At 66.3% G+C, this 16,787-nt stretch carries 17 protein-coding genes; 13 read left to right on the top strand and 4 right to left on the bottom strand.

The window, feature by feature from the left end:
• Position 1: 1 nt before the first annotated feature.
• Positions 2-1,273 carry a diaminopimelate decarboxylase gene (lysA, locus tag ACZYRS_RS27085; RefSeq protein ID WP_463421683.1) on the bottom strand — a complete coding sequence of 424 codons (1,272 nt, stop codon included), beginning with the start codon at positions 1,271-1,273 and terminating at the stop codon, positions 2-4.
• Positions 1,270-1,515: an LPS translocon maturation chaperone LptM gene (gene lptM, locus ACZYRS_RS27080; protein WP_463421682.1), complete on the bottom strand. Its 246-nt coding sequence runs from the start codon at positions 1,513-1,515 to the stop codon at positions 1,270-1,272. Before lptM ends, lysA begins: the two co-directional genes overlap by 4 nt.
• 36 nt (positions 1,516-1,551) lie before the next feature.
• Here lptM and cyaY point away from each other — a divergent pair, with 36 nt between their 5' ends.
• The gene (gene cyaY, locus ACZYRS_RS27075; RefSeq protein ID WP_198788789.1) at positions 1,552-1,884 is read left to right on the top strand and encodes an iron donor protein CyaY; all 333 of its coding nucleotides are present in this window, start codon (positions 1,552-1,554) and stop codon (positions 1,882-1,884) included.
• Positions 1,885-1,902: 18 nt separating this feature from the next.
• On the opposite strand, the gene ACZYRS_RS27070 is transcribed toward cyaY, so the two are convergent.
• On the bottom strand, positions 1,903-4,314 hold the full coding sequence (locus ACZYRS_RS27070) for a penicillin-binding protein 1A (protein ID WP_463421681.1): 2,412 nt from the start codon (positions 4,312-4,314) through the stop codon (positions 1,903-1,905).
• Between the two features lie 238 nt (positions 4,315-4,552).
• Here ACZYRS_RS27070 and ACZYRS_RS27065 point away from each other — a divergent pair, with 238 nt between their 5' ends.
• The 11 genes from ACZYRS_RS27065 to ACZYRS_RS27015 are packed head-to-tail and all read left to right on the top strand — an operon-like array spanning position 4,553 to position 15,173.
• Entirely contained in the window at positions 4,553-5,632 is a 1,080-nt protein-coding gene (locus tag ACZYRS_RS27065; protein WP_198788862.1) for a pilus assembly protein PilM, read from the top strand.
• Positions 5,629-6,249, top strand: a complete 621-nt coding sequence (locus ACZYRS_RS27060; protein WP_463421680.1) for a PilN domain-containing protein — start codon at positions 5,629-5,631, stop codon at positions 6,247-6,249. Before ACZYRS_RS27065 ends, ACZYRS_RS27060 begins: the two co-directional genes overlap by 4 nt.
• A gap of 6 nt (positions 6,250-6,255) precedes the next feature.
• Positions 6,256-6,933 (top strand): type IV pilus inner membrane component PilO, encoded by a 678-nt coding sequence (locus ACZYRS_RS27055; protein WP_463421679.1) that lies wholly within the window; start codon positions 6,256-6,258, stop codon positions 6,931-6,933.
• Positions 6,930-7,469 carry a pilus assembly protein PilP gene (locus tag ACZYRS_RS27050; RefSeq protein WP_463421678.1) on the top strand — a complete coding sequence of 180 codons (540 nt, stop codon included), beginning with the start codon at positions 6,930-6,932 and terminating at the stop codon, positions 7,467-7,469. The genes ACZYRS_RS27055 and ACZYRS_RS27050 overlap by 4 nt, the downstream gene beginning before the upstream one ends.
• Positions 7,466-9,616: a type IV pilus secretin PilQ gene (pilQ, locus tag ACZYRS_RS27045; RefSeq protein ID WP_463421677.1), complete on the top strand. Its 2,151-nt coding sequence runs from the start codon at positions 7,466-7,468 to the stop codon at positions 9,614-9,616. Before ACZYRS_RS27050 ends, pilQ begins: the two co-directional genes overlap by 4 nt.
• Positions 9,617-9,639: 23 nt before the next feature.
• Positions 9,640-10,188 (top strand): shikimate kinase, encoded by a 549-nt coding sequence (locus ACZYRS_RS27040; protein WP_463421676.1) that lies wholly within the window; start codon positions 9,640-9,642, stop codon positions 10,186-10,188.
• Between the two features lie 33 nt (positions 10,189-10,221).
• Positions 10,222-11,340, top strand: coding sequence for a 3-dehydroquinate synthase (aroB, locus tag ACZYRS_RS27035; protein WP_463421675.1), 1,119 nt, complete (start codon positions 10,222-10,224; stop codon positions 11,338-11,340).
• Positions 11,337-12,467 carry a deoxyguanosinetriphosphate triphosphohydrolase gene (locus ACZYRS_RS27030; protein ID WP_463421674.1) on the top strand — a complete coding sequence of 377 codons (1,131 nt, stop codon included), beginning with the start codon at positions 11,337-11,339 and terminating at the stop codon, positions 12,465-12,467. The genes aroB and ACZYRS_RS27030 overlap by 4 nt, the downstream gene beginning before the upstream one ends.
• A 44-nt stretch (positions 12,468-12,511) precedes the next feature.
• On the top strand, positions 12,512-13,720 hold the full coding sequence (locus tag ACZYRS_RS27025; RefSeq protein ID WP_463422545.1) for an MFS transporter: 1,209 nt from the start codon (positions 12,512-12,514) through the stop codon (positions 13,718-13,720).
• The gene (locus ACZYRS_RS27020; protein ID WP_463421673.1) at positions 13,717-14,292 is read left to right on the top strand and encodes a DUF1415 domain-containing protein; all 576 of its coding nucleotides are present in this window, start codon (positions 13,717-13,719) and stop codon (positions 14,290-14,292) included. Before ACZYRS_RS27025 ends, ACZYRS_RS27020 begins: the two co-directional genes overlap by 4 nt.
• Positions 14,289-15,173, top strand: coding sequence for a class I SAM-dependent methyltransferase (locus ACZYRS_RS27015; protein ID WP_463421672.1), 885 nt, complete (start codon positions 14,289-14,291; stop codon positions 15,171-15,173). Before ACZYRS_RS27020 ends, ACZYRS_RS27015 begins: the two co-directional genes overlap by 4 nt.
• Positions 15,174-15,191: 18 nt before the next feature.
• Here ACZYRS_RS27015 and ACZYRS_RS27010 read toward each other — a convergent pair whose 3' ends face one another.
• A complete protein-coding gene (locus tag ACZYRS_RS27010; protein ID WP_463421671.1) occupies positions 15,192-15,911 on the bottom strand; it encodes a DUF1266 domain-containing protein in 720 nt (239 codons plus the stop codon).
• 68 nt (positions 15,912-15,979) lie between these two features.
• Here ACZYRS_RS27010 and ACZYRS_RS27005 point away from each other — a divergent pair, with 68 nt between their 5' ends.
• Positions 15,980-16,675, top strand: coding sequence for a transposase (locus ACZYRS_RS27005; RefSeq protein WP_463421670.1), 696 nt, complete (start codon positions 15,980-15,982; stop codon positions 16,673-16,675).
• Positions 16,676-16,787: the final 112 nt, after the last annotated feature.

Here is a 16,787-nt window from a genome sequence, read left to right as displayed (position 1 = left end):
TTCAGAGCTGCTCGTTGCGCAGCTGATCTTCCATCGTCTCGCGGCGACGGATCAGCGTGGCGCTCCGGCCGCTCACCAGCACTTCGGCCGCGCGAGGACGCGTGTTGTAGTTGCTGGACATGCTCATGCAGTACGCGCCCGCCGACAGCACGGCCAGGAGGTCGCCGGCCAGCACGTTGAGCGCGCGGTCGCGGCCGATCCAGTCGCCGCTCTCGCAGACCGGGCCGACCACGTCGTAGGTCGGCGCATCGCCGGCGCGGATGCGCAGCGGCACGATCTTCTGGAAGGCCTGGTACATCGCGGGACGCGGCAGGTCGTTCATCGCCGCATCGACGATGCAGAAATTCTTGTCTTCGCCGGGCTTGGTGTAGAGCACCTCGGTCACGCACACGCCCGCGTTGCCGACCAGCGAACGGCCAGGCTCGATGACCAGCTTGCGCTGCCCGAAGCCGCGCGCATCGAGCTTGGCGAGCAACTGCTGCCAAAGGTCATCGGCCTTGGGCGGCACTTCGCCGTTGTAGTCGATGCCCAGGCCACCGCCGAAATCGAGGTGATGGATCGGCACGCCGGCCGCTTCGATCGCTTCGACCAGGTCGAGCACGCGGTCGCAGGCGTCCAGGTACGGCGAGGCTTCGGTGATCTGCGAGCCGATGTGGCAATCGATGCCCACGACCTCCAGGCCCGGCAGCTTCGCGGCGTGTTGGTATGCCTGGACCGCGCGGTCGTGCGCGATGCCGAACTTGTTGCCTTTGAGGCCGGTGGAGATGTAGGGGTGGGTCTTCGGATCGACGTTCGGATTGATGCGAATGCTGATCGGCGCGCGGCGGCTTTCGGCCAGCGCCACTTCGTTGAGCACGTCGAGCTCGGCCTCGCTCTCGACGTTGAAGCAGGCGATGCCGGCCGCGAGGGCCTGGCGCATTTCGGCGCGGGTCTTGCCGACGCCCGAGAAGATGATCTTCTTCGGATCGGCGCCGACGGCCAGCACCCGGGCGAGCTCGCCACCCGAGACGATGTCGAAGCCGCAACCGGCTTCTGCGAACACGCGCAGCACGCCGAGCGACGAATTGGCCTTCATCGCGTAGCAGATGAGGGCGTCGCGGCCCTCGAAGCCGCGCTGGTAGGCGGCCAGGGCGTCGAGCATCCACTGCTTCGAATAGACGAACAGTGGCGTGCCGTGCTCGCGCGCCAACGCATCGAGGGCCAGCCCCTCGACATGCAGGGCGCCGTCGCGGTGGGCGATGTGGGGGTGGCCGGGGAGGGAGGCGTTGGTCACTTGGGCGCTCCGCTGCCGGTGGTGGCTGCGGCCGGCGCACTGCTGGCGGCGGCAGGCTTGGGTGCGGCTTCATTGGAAGAAGCGCCGGAGCCGCCGGGGGTGATCAATTGCGGCAGGGTGGCCCGCTGGGCGGCTGCCGGATCGTTCGGCAGGTACAACGCACCGCGCTGGCCGCAGGCGGCGAGCCCGGCGGCCGCAGCGGCGATGCAAACCATGAGCACAGTGCGGCCGCGGGCGGTCACTAGAATTTGGCGAACATTCAACATAACGAAATTGTAATGACCGACACCGAGTACATGGACCGCGCCGAATCAGCGCTCGCTGCGATCGAGCAAGCCTGCGACCGCATCAACGACGCGACCGACGCCGACATCGACAACCAACGGGTGGGCGGGATGATCACGATGTCCTTCCAGAACGGGAGCCAGCTGATCGTGAATCTGCAGAAGCCGCTGCAGGAAATCTGGCTGGCCGCGCGGTCCGGTGGCTATCACTACCGGCACGACGGCCGGGCATGGGTCGATACCAAGACGGGCGAGGAGTTCTTCGGCAACCTCTCGCGCGAGGCCACGTTGCAGGCGGGCCAGCCGCTGGCGTTCGCGGCCGGCTGATCAACCGATTCGTCGTCGTCAGTTCCGGAAGAGATCGAGGATGCGGTTGCGCTCTTCCGGCGGCGCCGGCGGGCTCACCGGCACACCGGTCAGGGCTTCGACCGGTGCCACGGGCGCTGCCGCTTCCACCCCCAGGCTCGCCACGCCGCGTCCCGGCGCATAGTCGTCGTAGTACCACTCGCCGCCCACGTTCACGATGCCCGAGGGCGGCGTGGTCGACAGGTCGGTCACGGGCACGCCCTTGATGGCGGTCTCCATGTAGTTGATCCAGATCGGCAGGCTCAGGCCCCCGCCGGTTTCGCGGTCGCCCAGGTTGCGCGGCGTGTCGTAGCCGATCCACGAGATGGCCGTCATCGTGGGCTGGAAGCCCGCGAACCACGCATCGAGCGAATCGTTGGTGGTGCCGGTCTTGCCGTAGAGGTCGACGCGCTTGAGCGTGGCCTGTGCCTTGGCGGCGGTGCCGGCACGGGCCACCGAATTGAGCAGCGTGTCCATGATGAAGGCGTTGCGCTGGGGAATGGCGCGGTTCGCCTCGTTGAGGAGCGATGGCTGCTTGTCGACCAGGAGCTTGTCCTTGTGGTCGGTGATGCGGGTCACGAGGTAGGGATTGACGCGGTAGCCGCCGTTGGCGAACACCGAGTAGCCCACCGCCATCTGCATCGGCGTGACGGCGCCCGCGCCCAGCGCCATCGGGAGGTAGGCGGGGTGCTTGTCCTTGTCGAAGCCGAAGTTGGTGATCCAGTCCTGCGCATAGCGGGTGCCGATGGATTGCAGGATGCGGATCGACACGAGGTTCTTCGACTTCATCAGCGCCGTGCGCATCGACATCGGGCCATCGTAGCCGCCGCCGTAGTTCTTGGGCTCCCAGGGCTGGCCGCCGGTGGTGCCGGCATCGAAGAAGAGCGGGCCGTCGTTGATGACCGTGGCGGGGGTGAAGCCCTTCTCCAGCGCCGCCGAGTAGATGAACGGCTTGAAGCTCGAGCCCGGCTGGCGCCAGGCCTGCGTCACGTGGTTGAACTTGTTCTTGCCGAAATCGAAACCGCCGACCAATGCCTTGATGGCGCCGTCGCGCGGGTCCATGGCGATGAAGGCGCCTTCCACCTCGGGCAGTTGGGTGATTTCCCAAGTGTTCTTGGGCGTCTTCACCACGCGGATCACCGCGCCGCGGCGGATCTTGATGTTGGGCGGTGCCTTGTCGGAGAGGCCCGACTGCGCGGGCTTGAGGCCTTCGCCGGTGATCTGCACCGGGTCGCCGTTGCCGCGCACCGCGGTGATTTCCTTGGCATTGGCCTTGAGCACCACGGCGGCCATCACGTCGCCGTTGTCGGGATGGTCGGTGAGCGCATCGTCGACGGCTTCGTCCAGGTCCTTGTTGTCGGTCGGCAGGTCGACGAACTTCTCCGGGCCGCGGTAGATCTGGCGGCGCTCGTAATCCATGATGCCCTTGCGCAGCGCCTTGTAGGCGGCGGCCTGATCGGCCGCAACCAGCGAGGTGTAGACCTTGAGGCCGCGCGTGTAGGTGCTGTCGCCGTATTGCGCATACATCAGCTGGCGCACGGTCTCGGCCACGTACTCGGCATGCAGGCGGTTCGGGTCGGCGGCATCGCGCAGGTGCAGCTCTTCCTTCTTGGCTTCGGCTGCCTGCTCGGCGGTGATGAAGCCGGCTTCCTGCATGCGGTCGATCACATAGAACTGGCGGCCGCGCGCGCGCTGCGGGTTGTTGACCGGGTTGTTCGCGCCCGGTGCCTTGGGCAGGCCGGCCAGCATGGCGGCCTGCGCGATCGTCAGTTCCTGCAGGGGCTTGCCGAAATACGCGTCCGACGCAGCGGCGAAGCCGTAGGCGCGGTTGCCCAGGTAGATCTGGTTCAGGTAGATCTCGAAGATCTGGTCCTTGCTGAGCAGGTGCTCCAGCTTGAAGGTGAGCAGCACTTCGTAGACCTTGCGGGTCAGCGTCTTCTCGGAGCTCAGGTAGACGTTGCGCGCCACCTGCATCGTGATGGTCGAGGCGCCCTGGCTCTTCACCCGGTTCAGGTTGGCCAGGCCCGCGCGGACCATGCCCTTGTAGTCGACGCCGCCGTGATCGTAGAAGCGCGTGTCTTCGGCCGCGAGGACCGCGTCCTTCACCACCTTCGGAATGGCGGCGATCGGCGTGAGGTTGCGGCGCTCTTCGCCGAACTCGCCGATCAACGTGCCTTCTGCGGAAAAAACCCGCAGCGGCAGCTTGGGCCGGTAATCGGAGAGTTCCGAGATGTCCGGCAGGTTCGGATAGGCGACCGCCAGGGCCACCGCCACCACGCACAGGACCGACAGCACACCGGCCGCGGCAATGCCGAACCCCCAGAACACGATGCGCAACAGCCATCGGAGCCAGGCTGGGCGTGCGGGAGGAGGGGTCTTGGCTGGCCCTTTGGGGCGTGAAGTTTCTTGCATGGAGGGCCGGAGAGTCACCGGACATTATAAAAAGCCGCCCCTCCCGCGCGATCCGATCTTTGTTTCCGCGTGCAGTCCTAATCCAAAAGTTACAGAATGCGGCTTTGACGTCAGGTTTTGACAACGGTTGTCCGTTTTGTCCCCCTGCGTTGCTTGGTTGGCGTTACGCCTGCTGCTAGAGTGCAACCGAACGCATATTTTTCCATTGGTTACAAATACAGGGGGAGAGGGACCTAACTTGGCTGCTCTTGGAACATTGTTTCGTCGTCAGAATGCCCCCCTGCTCGGGCTGGATGTCAGCTCGTCCAGCGTCAAGCTGGTCGAACTCGGCCGTGATGCCAGCGGAAAGCTGGTTCTGGAGCGCTGCGCCATCGAGCCGCTCGAGCGCGGCTGGATCACTGACGGCAACGTCGAGAAATTCGACGAGGTGGCCGAGGCCGTCCGGCGTGTCGTGCGCAAGAGCGGCACCAAGACGCGCAACGTCGCGCTCGCGCTGCCGCCCTCGGCGGTGATCACCAAAAAGATCATTCTTCCTGGTGGCATGAGCGAGCAGGAGCTCGAGATCCAGGTCGAGTCCGAAGCCAACCAGTACATCCCCTTCTCGCTGGACGAGGTGAGCCTCGACTTTTGCGTGACGGGCCCCAGCACCACCTCCGCGGGCGATGTGGAAGTGTTGATCGCTGCGTCCCGCAAGGAAAAGGTCCAAGACCGCGAAGGCCTGGCCGAAGCGGCCGGGCTGAAGGCCATGATCCTGGACGTCGAGTCCTATGCCTCGCGCCTCGCGACCGCACGCCTGATCGAGCAACTGCCCGGCAAGGGCGTGGACTCGATCGTGGCGCTGTTCGAAGTGGGCGCTTTCACCACCAGCATGCAGGTGCTGCGCAACCAGGAAGTGCTGTATGACCGCGACCAGGCCTTCGGTGGCGCCCAGCTGACCCAGCTGATCGTCCGTCAATACGGTTTTTCCGCAGAAGAAGCCGAAGCCAAGAAACGCAGCGGCGATCTGCCCGACGACTACGGCTCGGGCGTGCTCAAGCCCTTCGTGGAAAGCATCGCGCAGGAAATTGCACGCGCGCTGCAGTTCTTCTTCACCAGCACGCCGCACAACCGCGTGGACTATGTGCTGCTGGCCGGCGGTTCGTCGTCGCTGCCGGGCCTGACCAGTGCCGTGACCCGCCAGACCTCTTTTGCCTGCTCGCTTGTCAATCCGTTCGACGGCATGGACTTCGGGCCGAGCATCCGCGAGAAAAAGGTGCGGCGCGAAGCGCCCTCGTACCTGACGTCTTGCGGCCTTGCCATGCGGAGGTTTCTGCAGTGATCCTCATCAATCTGCTTCCGCACCGCGAAGCCGCGCGCAAGCGGCGCCGCGAAGCCTTCTACGGAACGCTCGGCGGCGCTGCGCTGTTGGGCGGCCTGATCGCGGGCCTCGGCTACCTCTGGTTCGAGGCGCAGATCTCGACCCAGCAATCGAAGAACGGCTTCCTGCAGGCCGAGATCAAGAAGCTCGAAGTCGAGATCAAGGAAATATCGACGCTGCAGGATGAAATTGCGGCCCTGCGCGCGCGTCAGCAGGCCGTCGAAGACCTGCAGGGCGACCGCAACCTGCCTGTGCACCTGTTCAATGAGCTGGTCCGGCAACTGCCCGACGGTGTCTACCTGAGCAGCATGAAACAGGACAACCAGACCGTCACGTTGCAAGGCATGGCCCAGTCCAACGAGCGCGTGTCGGAACTGCTGCGCAATCTGGGTAACAACAGCCCTTGGTTGGTGAAGCCCGAACTGGTCGAGATCACTTCGACGAATGTGAACCTGAGCCAGCGCGACCAGCGTCGCGTTGCGAGCTTCACGATGCGCATCGGCCTGAAACGACCGACCGATGCCCAGAAGGCAGCTGCCGAAAAGGCACTGGCCGCAGCGGCGCAATCCAAGGGGTAACCGATCATGGCAAGCAATCGCCCCTCCCAAAAAGTAGACGTTGGCGCCGCACTGCGGAACGTCGGCGAGCAGTTCCGCGGACTCAATCCGAACGATCCGTCGATGTGGCCGGCGGTCCCGCGCTATGCGCTGTGTCTGGCCGTGACCGCGCTGGTGCTCGTGGCGCTGTGGTTCGTCTGGCTCACCAACTCCAACGACCAGCTCGAGAGCGAGCGGGGCAAGGAAGTGACGCTCAAGGCCGACTACCAGAAGAAGGTCGCCCAGGCGGCCAACCTCGATCTGCTGAAAAAGCAGCGCGAACAGGTGCAGCAGTACGTGACCCTGCTCGAGAAACAACTGCCCAGCAAGGCCGAAATGGACGCGCTGCTCTCGGACATCAACCAGGCGGGCCTTGGCCGCAGCCTGCAGTTCGAGCTGTTCCGCCCGGGCTCCATCTCGGTGAAGGACTACTACGCGGAGCTTCCGATCGCCGTTCGCGTCACCGGTCGCTATCACGACATGGGCGCCTTCGCGGCCGACGTTGCCAGCCTCTCGCGCATCGTGACGCTCAACAACGTGACGATCACGCCGCAAAAGGACAAGGACGTGCTGACGATGGACGCCACCGCGCGCACCTTCCGCTATCTCGATGAAGACGAGCGGGCCGCCCAGAAACGCGCCACGGCGCCGAAGGCGAAGAAATGAGGGCCGCAAGCAAAGTCCTGTGGCTGATGCTGGCCACGGCGGGCCTGAGCGCCTGTGATTCGGGGCAGGAAGACCTGCAACGCTGGATGGTCGAGCAGCGCGCTCAGGTGAAGCCTTCGGTGCCGCCGATCGCCGAGCCCAAGAAATTCACGCCGCAGGCCTACACCGAAGGCGCGTCTTTCGAGCCCTTCAACATGCTGAAGCTGACGCAGGCACTGCGCCGCGAATCGAACCAGCCGAGCACCTCGGAGCTGATCGCGCCCGAACTGGCGCGCCGCAAGGAATCGCTCGAAGCCTTCCCGCTCGATTCGATGGCCATGGTCGGCAGCATGAATCGCAACGGCCAGCCGGTGGCGCTGGTGCGTGTCGACAAGCTGCTCTACAAGGTGCGCGTCGGCGAATACCTGGGCCTGAACTACGGGCGCATTACCCGTATCAACGAAACCGAAGTCGCCTTGCGTGAAATCGTGCAAGACGCTGGAGGTGAATGGATCGAACGCGTGGCGACATTGCAGCTGCAAGAGAGTGCGAAATGAACCAAAAAAAATCAACGATGGCACAGTGGCTGCGCGCCGCCGGGCTGGGTCTGCTGGCCTTCGGTGCACTTGCCGTCGCCCATGCGCAAAACGCGATCGAGGCTGTCACCAGCTCGACGCAATCCGGCGCCGAGGTGATCCGGATCGATCTGGCCCAGCCGCTCACCGCGGTGCCGGCCGGATTCGCCGTCCAGACCCCGGCGCGCATTGCGCTCGACTTCCCTGGCGTGACGAACGCCATCGGGCGCTCCGCCATTGAGGTGAACCAGGGCAACCTGCGTTCGGTCAACGTGGTGCAGGCCGGTGAGCGCAGCCGCGTGGTGCTGAACCTGAAGCAAGCCACGGCTTACAAGACCGAGATCCAGGGCAAATCGCTGCTGGTGATCCTCGAGCCAGTGGCCGGTACGGCACTGGCGGCTTCCTCGGCCACCGTTTTTGCCGAGAACCGCAACCGCGACACGCTGCCGCTGCGCGACGTCGACTTCCGTCTCGGCGCCGACGGCACGGGCCGCGTCATCGTCGACCTGCCGAACAACCAGGTGGGCGTCGATGTCAAGCAGCAAGGCAAGAACCTCGTGGTGGAGTTCACCAAGTCGACGCTGCCCGAAGGCCTGCGCCGCCGTCTTGACGTGGGCGACTTCGGAACACCGGTCCAGCTGATCACTTCGCAGCAATCGGGCGACCGCGTGCGCATGACGATCGAAGCCAAGGGCGACTGGGAGCACAGCGCCTACCAGAGCGAAAATCAGTTCGTGGTGGAAGTCCGCGCCCGCAAGGTCGACCCGACCAAGCTGACCCAAGGGGTGGGCTACAACGGCGAGAAGCTCTCGCTGAACTTCCAGAACATCGAGATCCGCTCGCTGCTGCAGGTGATCGCCGACTTCACGAACTTCAACATCGTGACCTCGGACTCGGTGACTGGCGCGCTGACGCTGCGTCTGAAGGACGTGCCGTGGGACCAGGCGCTGGACATCATCATGCAGGCGAAGAACCTGGGCATGCGCAAGAACGGCAGCGTGCTGTGGATCGCGCCGAAGGATGAAATCAACGCCAAGGAAAAGCTCGAATTCGAGGCAAAGGCCGCGATCGAGAACCTGGAGCCGCTGCGTACGCAATCGTTCCAGTTGAACTACACGAAGGCCATTGCCATTGCGCAAGGTTTGACCGGCACTGGCGCCGGCAGCGGTGGCGGCGGTGGCGGCGGTACTACGACGCGTATCCTCAGCCCACGTGGCAGTGTGATTGCCGAGTCGCGCACCAATCAACTGTTCGTCTCCGATATCCCGTCGCGCCTGGCCCAGGTGACTGAGTTGATCCAGAAGCTGGACGTGCCCGTGCGCCAGGTCTTGATCGAAGCCCGCATCGTCGAAGCGTCTGACACCTTCGGCAAATCGTTGGGCGTGAGATTGGGAGGCGGTATCGCCGGAGAACGTGTTGCCTCCTCGGCAGGTAACCGGGCCTTCGGCAATCTTGGCGTCATGCCGATCGTTACCCCGGGCACCAACGGTGGGCCTAGCACGGCGAATACCACGTGGACCAACTCCAACTTCATCAACCTGCCCGCAGGTGATGCAGGCGGTACGGGTAACGCGGCTGGCAATTTCGCGATCTCGCTGTTCAACTCGAGCTTCTCGCGCATGCTGAACCTCGAAATCTCCGCGCTGGAAGCCGACGGCAAGGGCAAGCTGGTGTCCAGCCCCCGCGTCATCACGGCCGACCAGACCAAGGCGTTGATCGAACAGGGCGAGGAAATTCCCTACCAGCAGGCGACGTCCAGCGGCGCGACTTCCATCTCGTTCCGCAAGGCCGTGCTCAAGCTCGAAGTCACCCCGCAGATCACGCCCGAAGGCAACATCATCCTGACCCTGGACGTGAGCAAGGACGCCCGCGGCGTCAACACCTCGGCGGGCCCGGCCATCAACACCAAGCACGTGCAGACCGAGGTGCTGGTGGAGAACGGCGGCACGGTTGTCATCGGTGGTATCTTCGAACTTACCGAAACCAATGACGAGTCGCGCGTGCCGGTGCTGGGTGAAGTGCCCTACCTGGGTGCACTGTTCCGCAAGCGCGAACGCGTTGCCAACAAGACCGAAATGCTCGTCTTTATCACTCCAAAGATGATTACCGACCGCAACGCCGCGCGCTGACGCGCGGGCGTAGCAGCCACCGCGTGGCGGTCGCACTCGTCGGCTTGCCCGGCGCCGGAAAATCCGCAGTGGGCCGGCGCCTGGGGGCGCGGCTGAACACTCCGTTCATCGACACCGATCACGTGATCGAACAGCGCATCGGCTGCTCGATCCGTGACTACTTCGACCGCGAAGGTGAAGCGGTCTTCCGGGATCTCGAACAAACCGTCATCGCCGACTTGGCCGCGAACGCCCAGGGCGTGCTGGCCACCGGTGGCGGTGCCGTGCTCCGCGAGGCTAACCGCGGTCAGCTGCGCGATCACTTCCACGTGATCTACCTGCGCTCTTCTCCCGAGGATCTGTTCCGGCGCCTGCGCCACGACGTCAAGCGGCCGTTGCTGCAGGTGGCCGATCCGCTGGGCCGGCTTCGCGAGCTGCACGACGCGCGCGACCCGCTCTACCGCGAGACGGCCCACGACGTGGTCGATACCGGCCGCCCCTCGATCGCCATGCTGGTCAACATCATCGTGATGCAACTCGAACTCGCCGGCCTCGTCGCGCCGGGCGCCCATCCCGAAGAGCCCGCCGCCTGAGTCGACCCGGCCGCAGCGCCTAAACTCGCCGCCATGCCATTGTCAGCACAGCCCGTACTTTCCGCCCCGCCAGAACGCGTCGACATTCAGCTCGGCGAGCGCAGCTACCCCATCCTGATCGGTGCCGGCTTGCTGGACGATCCGGCAAGCTTCGCGGCCACGCCCGCGGCGGCCAGTGCGTTGATCGTCAGCAACACCACGGTCGCGCCGCTCTACGCCCAGGTCCTTCGGGCCGCGCTGGCGAATCGCTTTCGTACCGTGCACCTGCTCGAGCTTCCCGACGGCGAGGTGTACAAGAACCTTGAGACCCTGAACCTGATCTTCGACGCGCTGCTGGGCCACGGCAGCGACCGCAAGACCGTGCTGTTCGCCCTGGGCGGCGGCGTGGTGGGCGACATGACCGGCTTCGCCGCCGCCAGCTACATGCGCGGCGTGCCCTTCGTCCAGGTGCCGACCACGCTCCTGGCGCAGGTCGATTCGTCGGTCGGCGGCAAGACGGCCATCAACCATCCGCTGGGCAAGAACATGATCGGCGCGTTCTACCAGCCGCAACTGGTGGTCTGCGACCTGAGCACCTTGCAGACGCTGCCGCCGCGCGAACTCAGCGCGGGCCTGGCCGAAGTGATCAAGTACGGTCCGATTCACGACATGGCCTTCCTCGACTGGATCGAGGAGAACGTCGATGCGCTGGTCGCACGCGACCCGGCCGCGCTCGCCTATGCCGTCAAGCGCAGCTGCGAGATCAAGGCGCTGGTCGTCGGCCAGGACGAGCGCGAGACAGGCTTGCGCGCCATCCTGAATTTCGGCCACACCTTCGGCCATGCGATCGAGTCGGGCCTGGGCTACGGCGAATGGCTGCATGGCGAGGCGGTCGGCTGCGGCATGGTCATGGCGGCGCACCTGTCGCAGCGGCTCGGCGGCGTCGATAAGGCCTTCGTCGAGCGACTTACCCGCCTCATCGAGCGCGCGGGCCTGCCGATCGTCGGTCCGGCGCTGGGCGCGGATCGCTATCTCGAACTCATGCGCGTCGACAAGAAGTCGGAAGCCGGCGAGATCCGCTTCGTGGTGATCGACAAGCCCGGTTCCGCCGCGGTCAGCAGCGCGCCCGACGCGCTGGTGCGCGACGTGCTCGCGCAGTGCTGCGTGGAATGAGCCTTGCGGCTTTCGCCTGCCACCCCGCGCAGTCGCGCGGCCGCCGCCATGCCGAGCCGCCCGCACCCACGCGCGATGCCTTCCAGCGCGACCGCGACCGCATCGTGCACTCCACGGCGTTCCGCCGGCTGGTCTACAAGACCCAGGTCTTCCTGAACCATGAGGGCGATCTGTTCCGCACGCGGCTCACGCATTCGCTGGAGGTCGCGCAACTGGGGCGATCGATCGCACGGGCCCTCCGCCTGAACGAAGACTTGGTCGAGGCGATTGCCCTCGCGCACGACCTGGGCCACACGCCCTTCGGCCATGCCGGGCAGGACGCGCTCAACGCCTGCATGGCCGATCACGGCGGCTTCGAGCACAACCTGCAGAGCCTGCGCGTGGTGGATGCGCTGGAGCACCGCTATCCGCAGTACGACGGCCTGAACCTCAGCTTCGAGACCCGCGAGGGCATCCTCAAGCACTGCTCGCGCGCGAATGCCGAGCGGCTGGAGGCGGCCGAGCCGAACGGGGTGGCGCGCCGCTTTCTCGACCGCACGCAGCCTGGCCTCGAGGCGCAGCTGTGCAACCTGGCCGACGCCATCGCCTACAACGCCCACGACATCGACGATGGCGTGCGCTCGGGCCTGATCAGCGTCGAGCAGCTCGCCGAGGTGGAGCTCTTCGAGCGCTACCGCCGCGAGGCGCTGTCCGAATACCCCGAGCTCCAGGGGCGCCGCGTGCTCTACGAGACCATCCGGCGCATGCTGAGCGCGCAGGTCTATGACGTGATCGACGCCACGCGCGCCGCGCTGCAGACGCTGGCGCCCGCCGATGCCGACGGCGTGCGCCGTGCACCGCCCATCGTTGCCTTCAGCGAGACCATGCGGGCCCAGTCGGACGAGCTCAAGCGTTTCCTCTTCCGCAATCTCTACCGCCACCCACAGGTGACGCAGACGACCGACCAAGCCCAGCAGGTAGTGCGTGAGCTGTTCGAGGCGTACTTCGAGCGCGGCGCCGAAATGCCCGATTCCTACGCCGAGCGCCGCGACCGCCACCGGGCCGTGGCCGATTACATCGCCGGCATGACCGACCGCTTCGCGATGCGCGAGCACGAGCGGCTGACCGGCCGGCGGGGCATCGCGTGAGCGCGAACCCCGCGCCGCGCGTCCCGCTCGCGGCTTTCGCCGTCATGCTGGGCGGCGTCAGCGCCGCATTGCATCTGGGCAAGCTGCCGCCCGCCGTGCCGGCGCTGCAGGCTTCGCTCGGCATCGGACTGGTCGAAGCGGGGTTCCTGCTCTCGCTCGTGCAGGTGGCGAGCATGACGCTGGGCCTGGTGGCGGGTCTTGCGGCCGACACCATCGGCTTGCGCCGCAGCATGCTGACGGGGCTCGTGGTGCTGACCGCCGCGAGCCTGCTCGGCGGCGCGGTCGGCGCCGGTCTCATCGGCGGGGCACATGCGGTGCAGTGGTTGCTGGTTTTGCGCGCGATCGAAGGCATCGGTTTTCTGCTGGCGGTGATGCCGGGCCCCGGACTGATCCGCGCCCTCACGCCATCGGGCGCCGACAAGGCCGCGCTCGGCCTCTGGGGCGCCTACATGCCGCTTGGCGTAGCCCTCGCGCTGTTGCTGGGGCCCGCGCTGATCGCCTGGGGCGGCTGGGCCGACTGGTGGTGGGCGCTGTCGGTCGTGTCGGCAGCGGCCGCGCTGTGGGTATGGTCGGCGGTGCCGGCAGACCGGCTGCGTCCCTCCGCGGCCAGCGGCGCGAGCGAAGGCTGGGTCTCGCGCCTGCGCGCCACCGTCGGCGCGCGCGCACCCTGGCTGACCGCGCTGACCTTCGCCGTGTATTCCGCCCAGTGGATGGCGGTGATCGGTTTTCTCCCCGCCATCTACGCCGGCGCGGGCGTGCCGGCTGGCTGGAACGCGGTGCTCACCGCGATCGCGGCCGCGATGAACATCGTCGGCAACGTCGCGGGCGGCCGCTGGCTGCAGCGGGGCGTGGCGCCCGAGCGCTTGCTGCAATGGGGCTTCCTGGCGATGGCGCTGGGTGGCGTGGCCGCGTTCGCGCAGGTGGGGCAGGGCGCGGATGCGCTGGGCTTGCCGCCTGCGCTTCGCTACGCCGCGGTCTGCGCCTTCTCGCTCGGCGGTGGCATGGTGCCGGCCACGCTGTTCCTGCTCGGCGTCCGGCTGGCGCCCAGTCCCACCACGGTGTCCACGACGGTGGGGCTCATGCAGCAGGCCTCGTCGCTCGGACAGTTCCTCGCGCCGCCCGCGGTCGCCTGGGTGGCGCACCGCGTGGGCGGCTGGCACTGGACGTGGACCGCGACGCTGGCCTGTTCGCTGGCCGGCATGGCCGTCGCACGGCGCCTGGGCCGAATACGCCCTGCAGCGGAGGTGGCATGACCGCCCCGGCGACAATCGACGCCTTTCAGGCCGAAGCCGACACGCGGCGCTGGCTGGAGCGGGCGGTGATCGGTCTCAACCTGTGCCCGTTCGCCAAGGCGGTGCATGTGAAGGCGCAGATCCACTACGCCGTGCACCTGCCCACCGAGGAAGCCGGGCTGATGGAAGCGCTTCTTGCCGAAGCCAATGACCTCGCAGCCGTCGACGCCACCGTGCGCGACACGACCCTTCTGATCGCACCCAACACCTTGGCGGATTTTCTGGACTTCAACGATTTTCTCGGCCGCGCCGAACGCAAGCTCGCCCGCGCGGGCTTTGACGGCGTGTTCCAGCTCGCGAGCTTTCATCCGCAATTCCAGTTCGCGGGCACCGAGCCGGACGACATCGAGAACGCGACCAACCGGGCACCGTACCCCACGCTGCACCTGCTGCGCGAGGACAGCGTGAGCCGAGCGGTCGAGGCGTTTCCGGAAGCCGAGGCCATCTTCGAACGCAACATCGAGACGCTCGAAGCGCTGGGCCCCGAGGGCTGGGCGGCGCTCGACGTGGGCCCAGGGAGCGCCCGACCATGAACGCACACGCCACGGCCAACGCCACGAAGACGAACAAGGCCGCCAAGGCCGATGCCGAACTGGCCGAGGTGCTGCGCCCCGGGCAGTCCATCGAGCTGCTCAAGGAACTGCACATCCTCACGCGCGAGGGCCGTCTCAACCAGGACTCGCGGCGCAAGCTCAAGCAGGTCTACCACCTGTTCCAGTTCATCGAGCAACTGCTGCGCGAGCTGCCGGACGGGGGTGCGGGGGCCACGCTGGCCGACCACGGCGCGGGCAAGTCGTACCTCGGCTTCATCATCTACGACCTGTTCTTCAGGGCGCGCGAGGGCGGGCATGTCTACGGCATCGAGACGCGCGCCGAACTGGTCGAGCGCTCGCGCAAGCTGGCCGAGCACCTGGGTTTCGGCCGCATGTCGTTCCTCAACCTCACGGTGGCGGAGTCGGCCAACGCGAGCGAGCTGCCGGCGCAGATCGACGTGGTCACCGCGCTGCATGCCTGCGACACCGCGACCGACGACGCCATCGCCTTCGGCCTCGCGAAGAAGGCGCGCTGCATGGTGCTGGTGCCGTGCTGCCAGGCGGAAGTGGCCGCATGCCTGCGCGAGACCAAGGCGCTGGCCCTGTCGCGCACGCCGCTCGCGGAGCTGTGGCGCCACCCGTTGCACACGCGCGAAATCGGCAGCCAGCTCACCAACGTGCTGCGCTGCCTGTACCTCGAGGCCAATGGCTACAGCGTGACGGTCACCGAATTGGTGGGCTGGGAGCACAGCATGAAGAACGAACTCATCCTGGCGCGCTACACCGGCCAGCGCAAAGCCAGCGCGGCGACGCGGCTGGGCGAACTGCTGTCGCAGTTCGGGCTCGATGCGCTGGGCGACACGCGGTTTCGCCTCGGCTGACGAGTCCGCGTCTGGACGCTAGGCGGAGCGGGCTGTCCCGCGCGAGGCCACCAGGTCGGCGAATGAATCACGCGCCGGCCACGCCACTGTCTTCCAGGGGCTGAGGTCGTCCGCGAGAAGTTTCTCCGCCACCGAGGCCAGCAGCTTGCGCCCGACGATGTTGCTGCCCGGCGCGTTGCGCTCTCCGGCGAGGAAGCTCTGCGCGTAGTGGTCCCAGCCGCTGAAGCGCTTGATGGCGAGTTCCGCCGCAGGCTCCAGCCAGTCCAATGCTTCTTCGGCAGTCGAATGGCCGACTGCTGCTGCGCCGGTCGCCAGATGGGCGGCGCGGCCGATCCACAGGGCCAGGTCGTCGTTGCTGGCCTGCGCGGCGAGACCGTCGACGATCTCCGTCACCGCGGACTCGGCCTCGTCGCCGTTCGTTACCGAGAAGTCGCGGGCCAGCAGCTTCTTCCAGGCCTCGATCTCATCGGGAGGAATGCCGACGCACAACAGGTGCACGGCGCTGCGCTGCGCCTCGCGGGCTTCTTTGAGGTCGGGCGCGAAGGTCTGCCGGTACACCGCGGCGAGCGCCACGGCGAAGTTCTCGAAGCGCGAGGAGGCCGCAAGGCGCGCTGCCAGCGCGGCATTGGTTTCCTGCTGCGCGGCCTCGCGATCGGCTGTTTCCTGGGCCAGCTCGGCCCGTCCCTCGGCCATGCCTTCTTTCACCGTATCGACCAGTTCCTTGAAAAACTTGAACATTCGTTCCTCCCTGGGTGCATTGGTAAACCAGCCGCTTAGGATACAAGCCTCGCGCGTCACTTCATTCCATGGCCCGACTCCCCCGTCTCACGCTGGCCGACATGCCGCACCACGTGATCCAGCGCGGCAACAACCGCCAGCCGATCTTTGTCGATCGCGCGGACCACGAAAAGCTGCTCGGCCTCCTGGCCGACAACGCCGCGCGTTTCGGCATCGCGCTGCACGCCTACGTGCTGATGGACAACCACTTCCACCTGCTGGCCACGCCGAACAGCACCACCGGCCTGCCGCAGTTCATGCAGTCGGTGGGACGCAGCTATGTGCGCTACTTCAACGACCGCCATGGCCGCAGCGGCACCCTGTGGGAGGGGCGCTACAGGTCGACGCTGATCCAGACCGATCGCTACCTCATGACCTGCATGGCCTACATCGACCTCAACCCGGTGCGCGCCGGCATGGCGGTCGATGCCCGCGACTACCCGTGGTCGAGCCACGGGCACTACGCGGGACTGCGCCACGACAAGCTGCTCACGCCGCATCCGCTGTACTGGGAACTGGGCAACACGCCGTTCGCGCGCGAGGCGGCGTATGTCGAACTGGTGCGCGGCGGGGTGCGGGCGGCCGATCAGGCCGCGATCACAGAAGCCACATTGCGCGGCTGGGCGGCGGGCGATGGGGATTTTTTAGACTCATTGCAGAAATCGACCGAGCGTCGCGTGGTCAAGGCTAAGGCGGGCCGGCCGCCATCCGCTTCCAATTCCTGAGCTGAAATTGCCGGCTCCGCGGCGTGCTCTTGGCTCGTTGTGCTACCTTTTTTGATATGTCCCCAATTTAATCCCGATCAGATGACTCGACTTTTAATAAGAATCTGACCCC

The sequence above is a fragment of the Variovorax sp. AC194 genome, assembly GCF_979257995.1.
Note: the sequence above shows the minus strand (reverse complement) of the source record. Positions and strands in the feature narration are given on the sequence as shown.

Coding starts and splice junctions, on each gene's coding strand:
- cyaY (WP_198788789.1), top strand. CDS start 1,552: ATGACCGACACCGAGTACATGGACCGCGCCGAATCAGCGCTCGCTGCG.
- ACZYRS_RS27070 (WP_463421681.1), bottom strand. CDS start 4,314: ATGCAAGAAACTTCACGCCCCAAAGGGCCAGCCAAGACCCCTCCTCCC.
- ACZYRS_RS27055 (WP_463421679.1), top strand. CDS start 6,256: ATGGCAAGCAATCGCCCCTCCCAAAAAGTAGACGTTGGCGCCGCACTG.
- ACZYRS_RS27050 (WP_463421678.1), top strand. CDS start 6,930: ATGAGGGCCGCAAGCAAAGTCCTGTGGCTGATGCTGGCCACGGCGGGC.
- pilQ (WP_463421677.1), top strand. CDS start 7,466: ATGAACCAAAAAAAATCAACGATGGCACAGTGGCTGCGCGCCGCCGGG.
- aroB (WP_463421675.1), top strand. CDS start 10,222: ATGCCATTGTCAGCACAGCCCGTACTTTCCGCCCCGCCAGAACGCGTC.
- ACZYRS_RS27030 (WP_463421674.1), top strand. CDS start 11,337: ATGAGCCTTGCGGCTTTCGCCTGCCACCCCGCGCAGTCGCGCGGCCGC.
- ACZYRS_RS27025 (WP_463422545.1), top strand. CDS start 12,512: ATGCTGGGCGGCGTCAGCGCCGCATTGCATCTGGGCAAGCTGCCGCCC.
- ACZYRS_RS27020 (WP_463421673.1), top strand. CDS start 13,717: ATGACCGCCCCGGCGACAATCGACGCCTTTCAGGCCGAAGCCGACACG.
- ACZYRS_RS27015 (WP_463421672.1), top strand. CDS start 14,289: ATGAACGCACACGCCACGGCCAACGCCACGAAGACGAACAAGGCCGCC.
- ACZYRS_RS27010 (WP_463421671.1), bottom strand. CDS start 15,911: ATGTTCAAGTTTTTCAAGGAACTGGTCGATACGGTGAAAGAAGGCATG.
- ACZYRS_RS27005 (WP_463421670.1), top strand. CDS start 15,980: ATGGCCCGACTCCCCCGTCTCACGCTGGCCGACATGCCGCACCACGTG.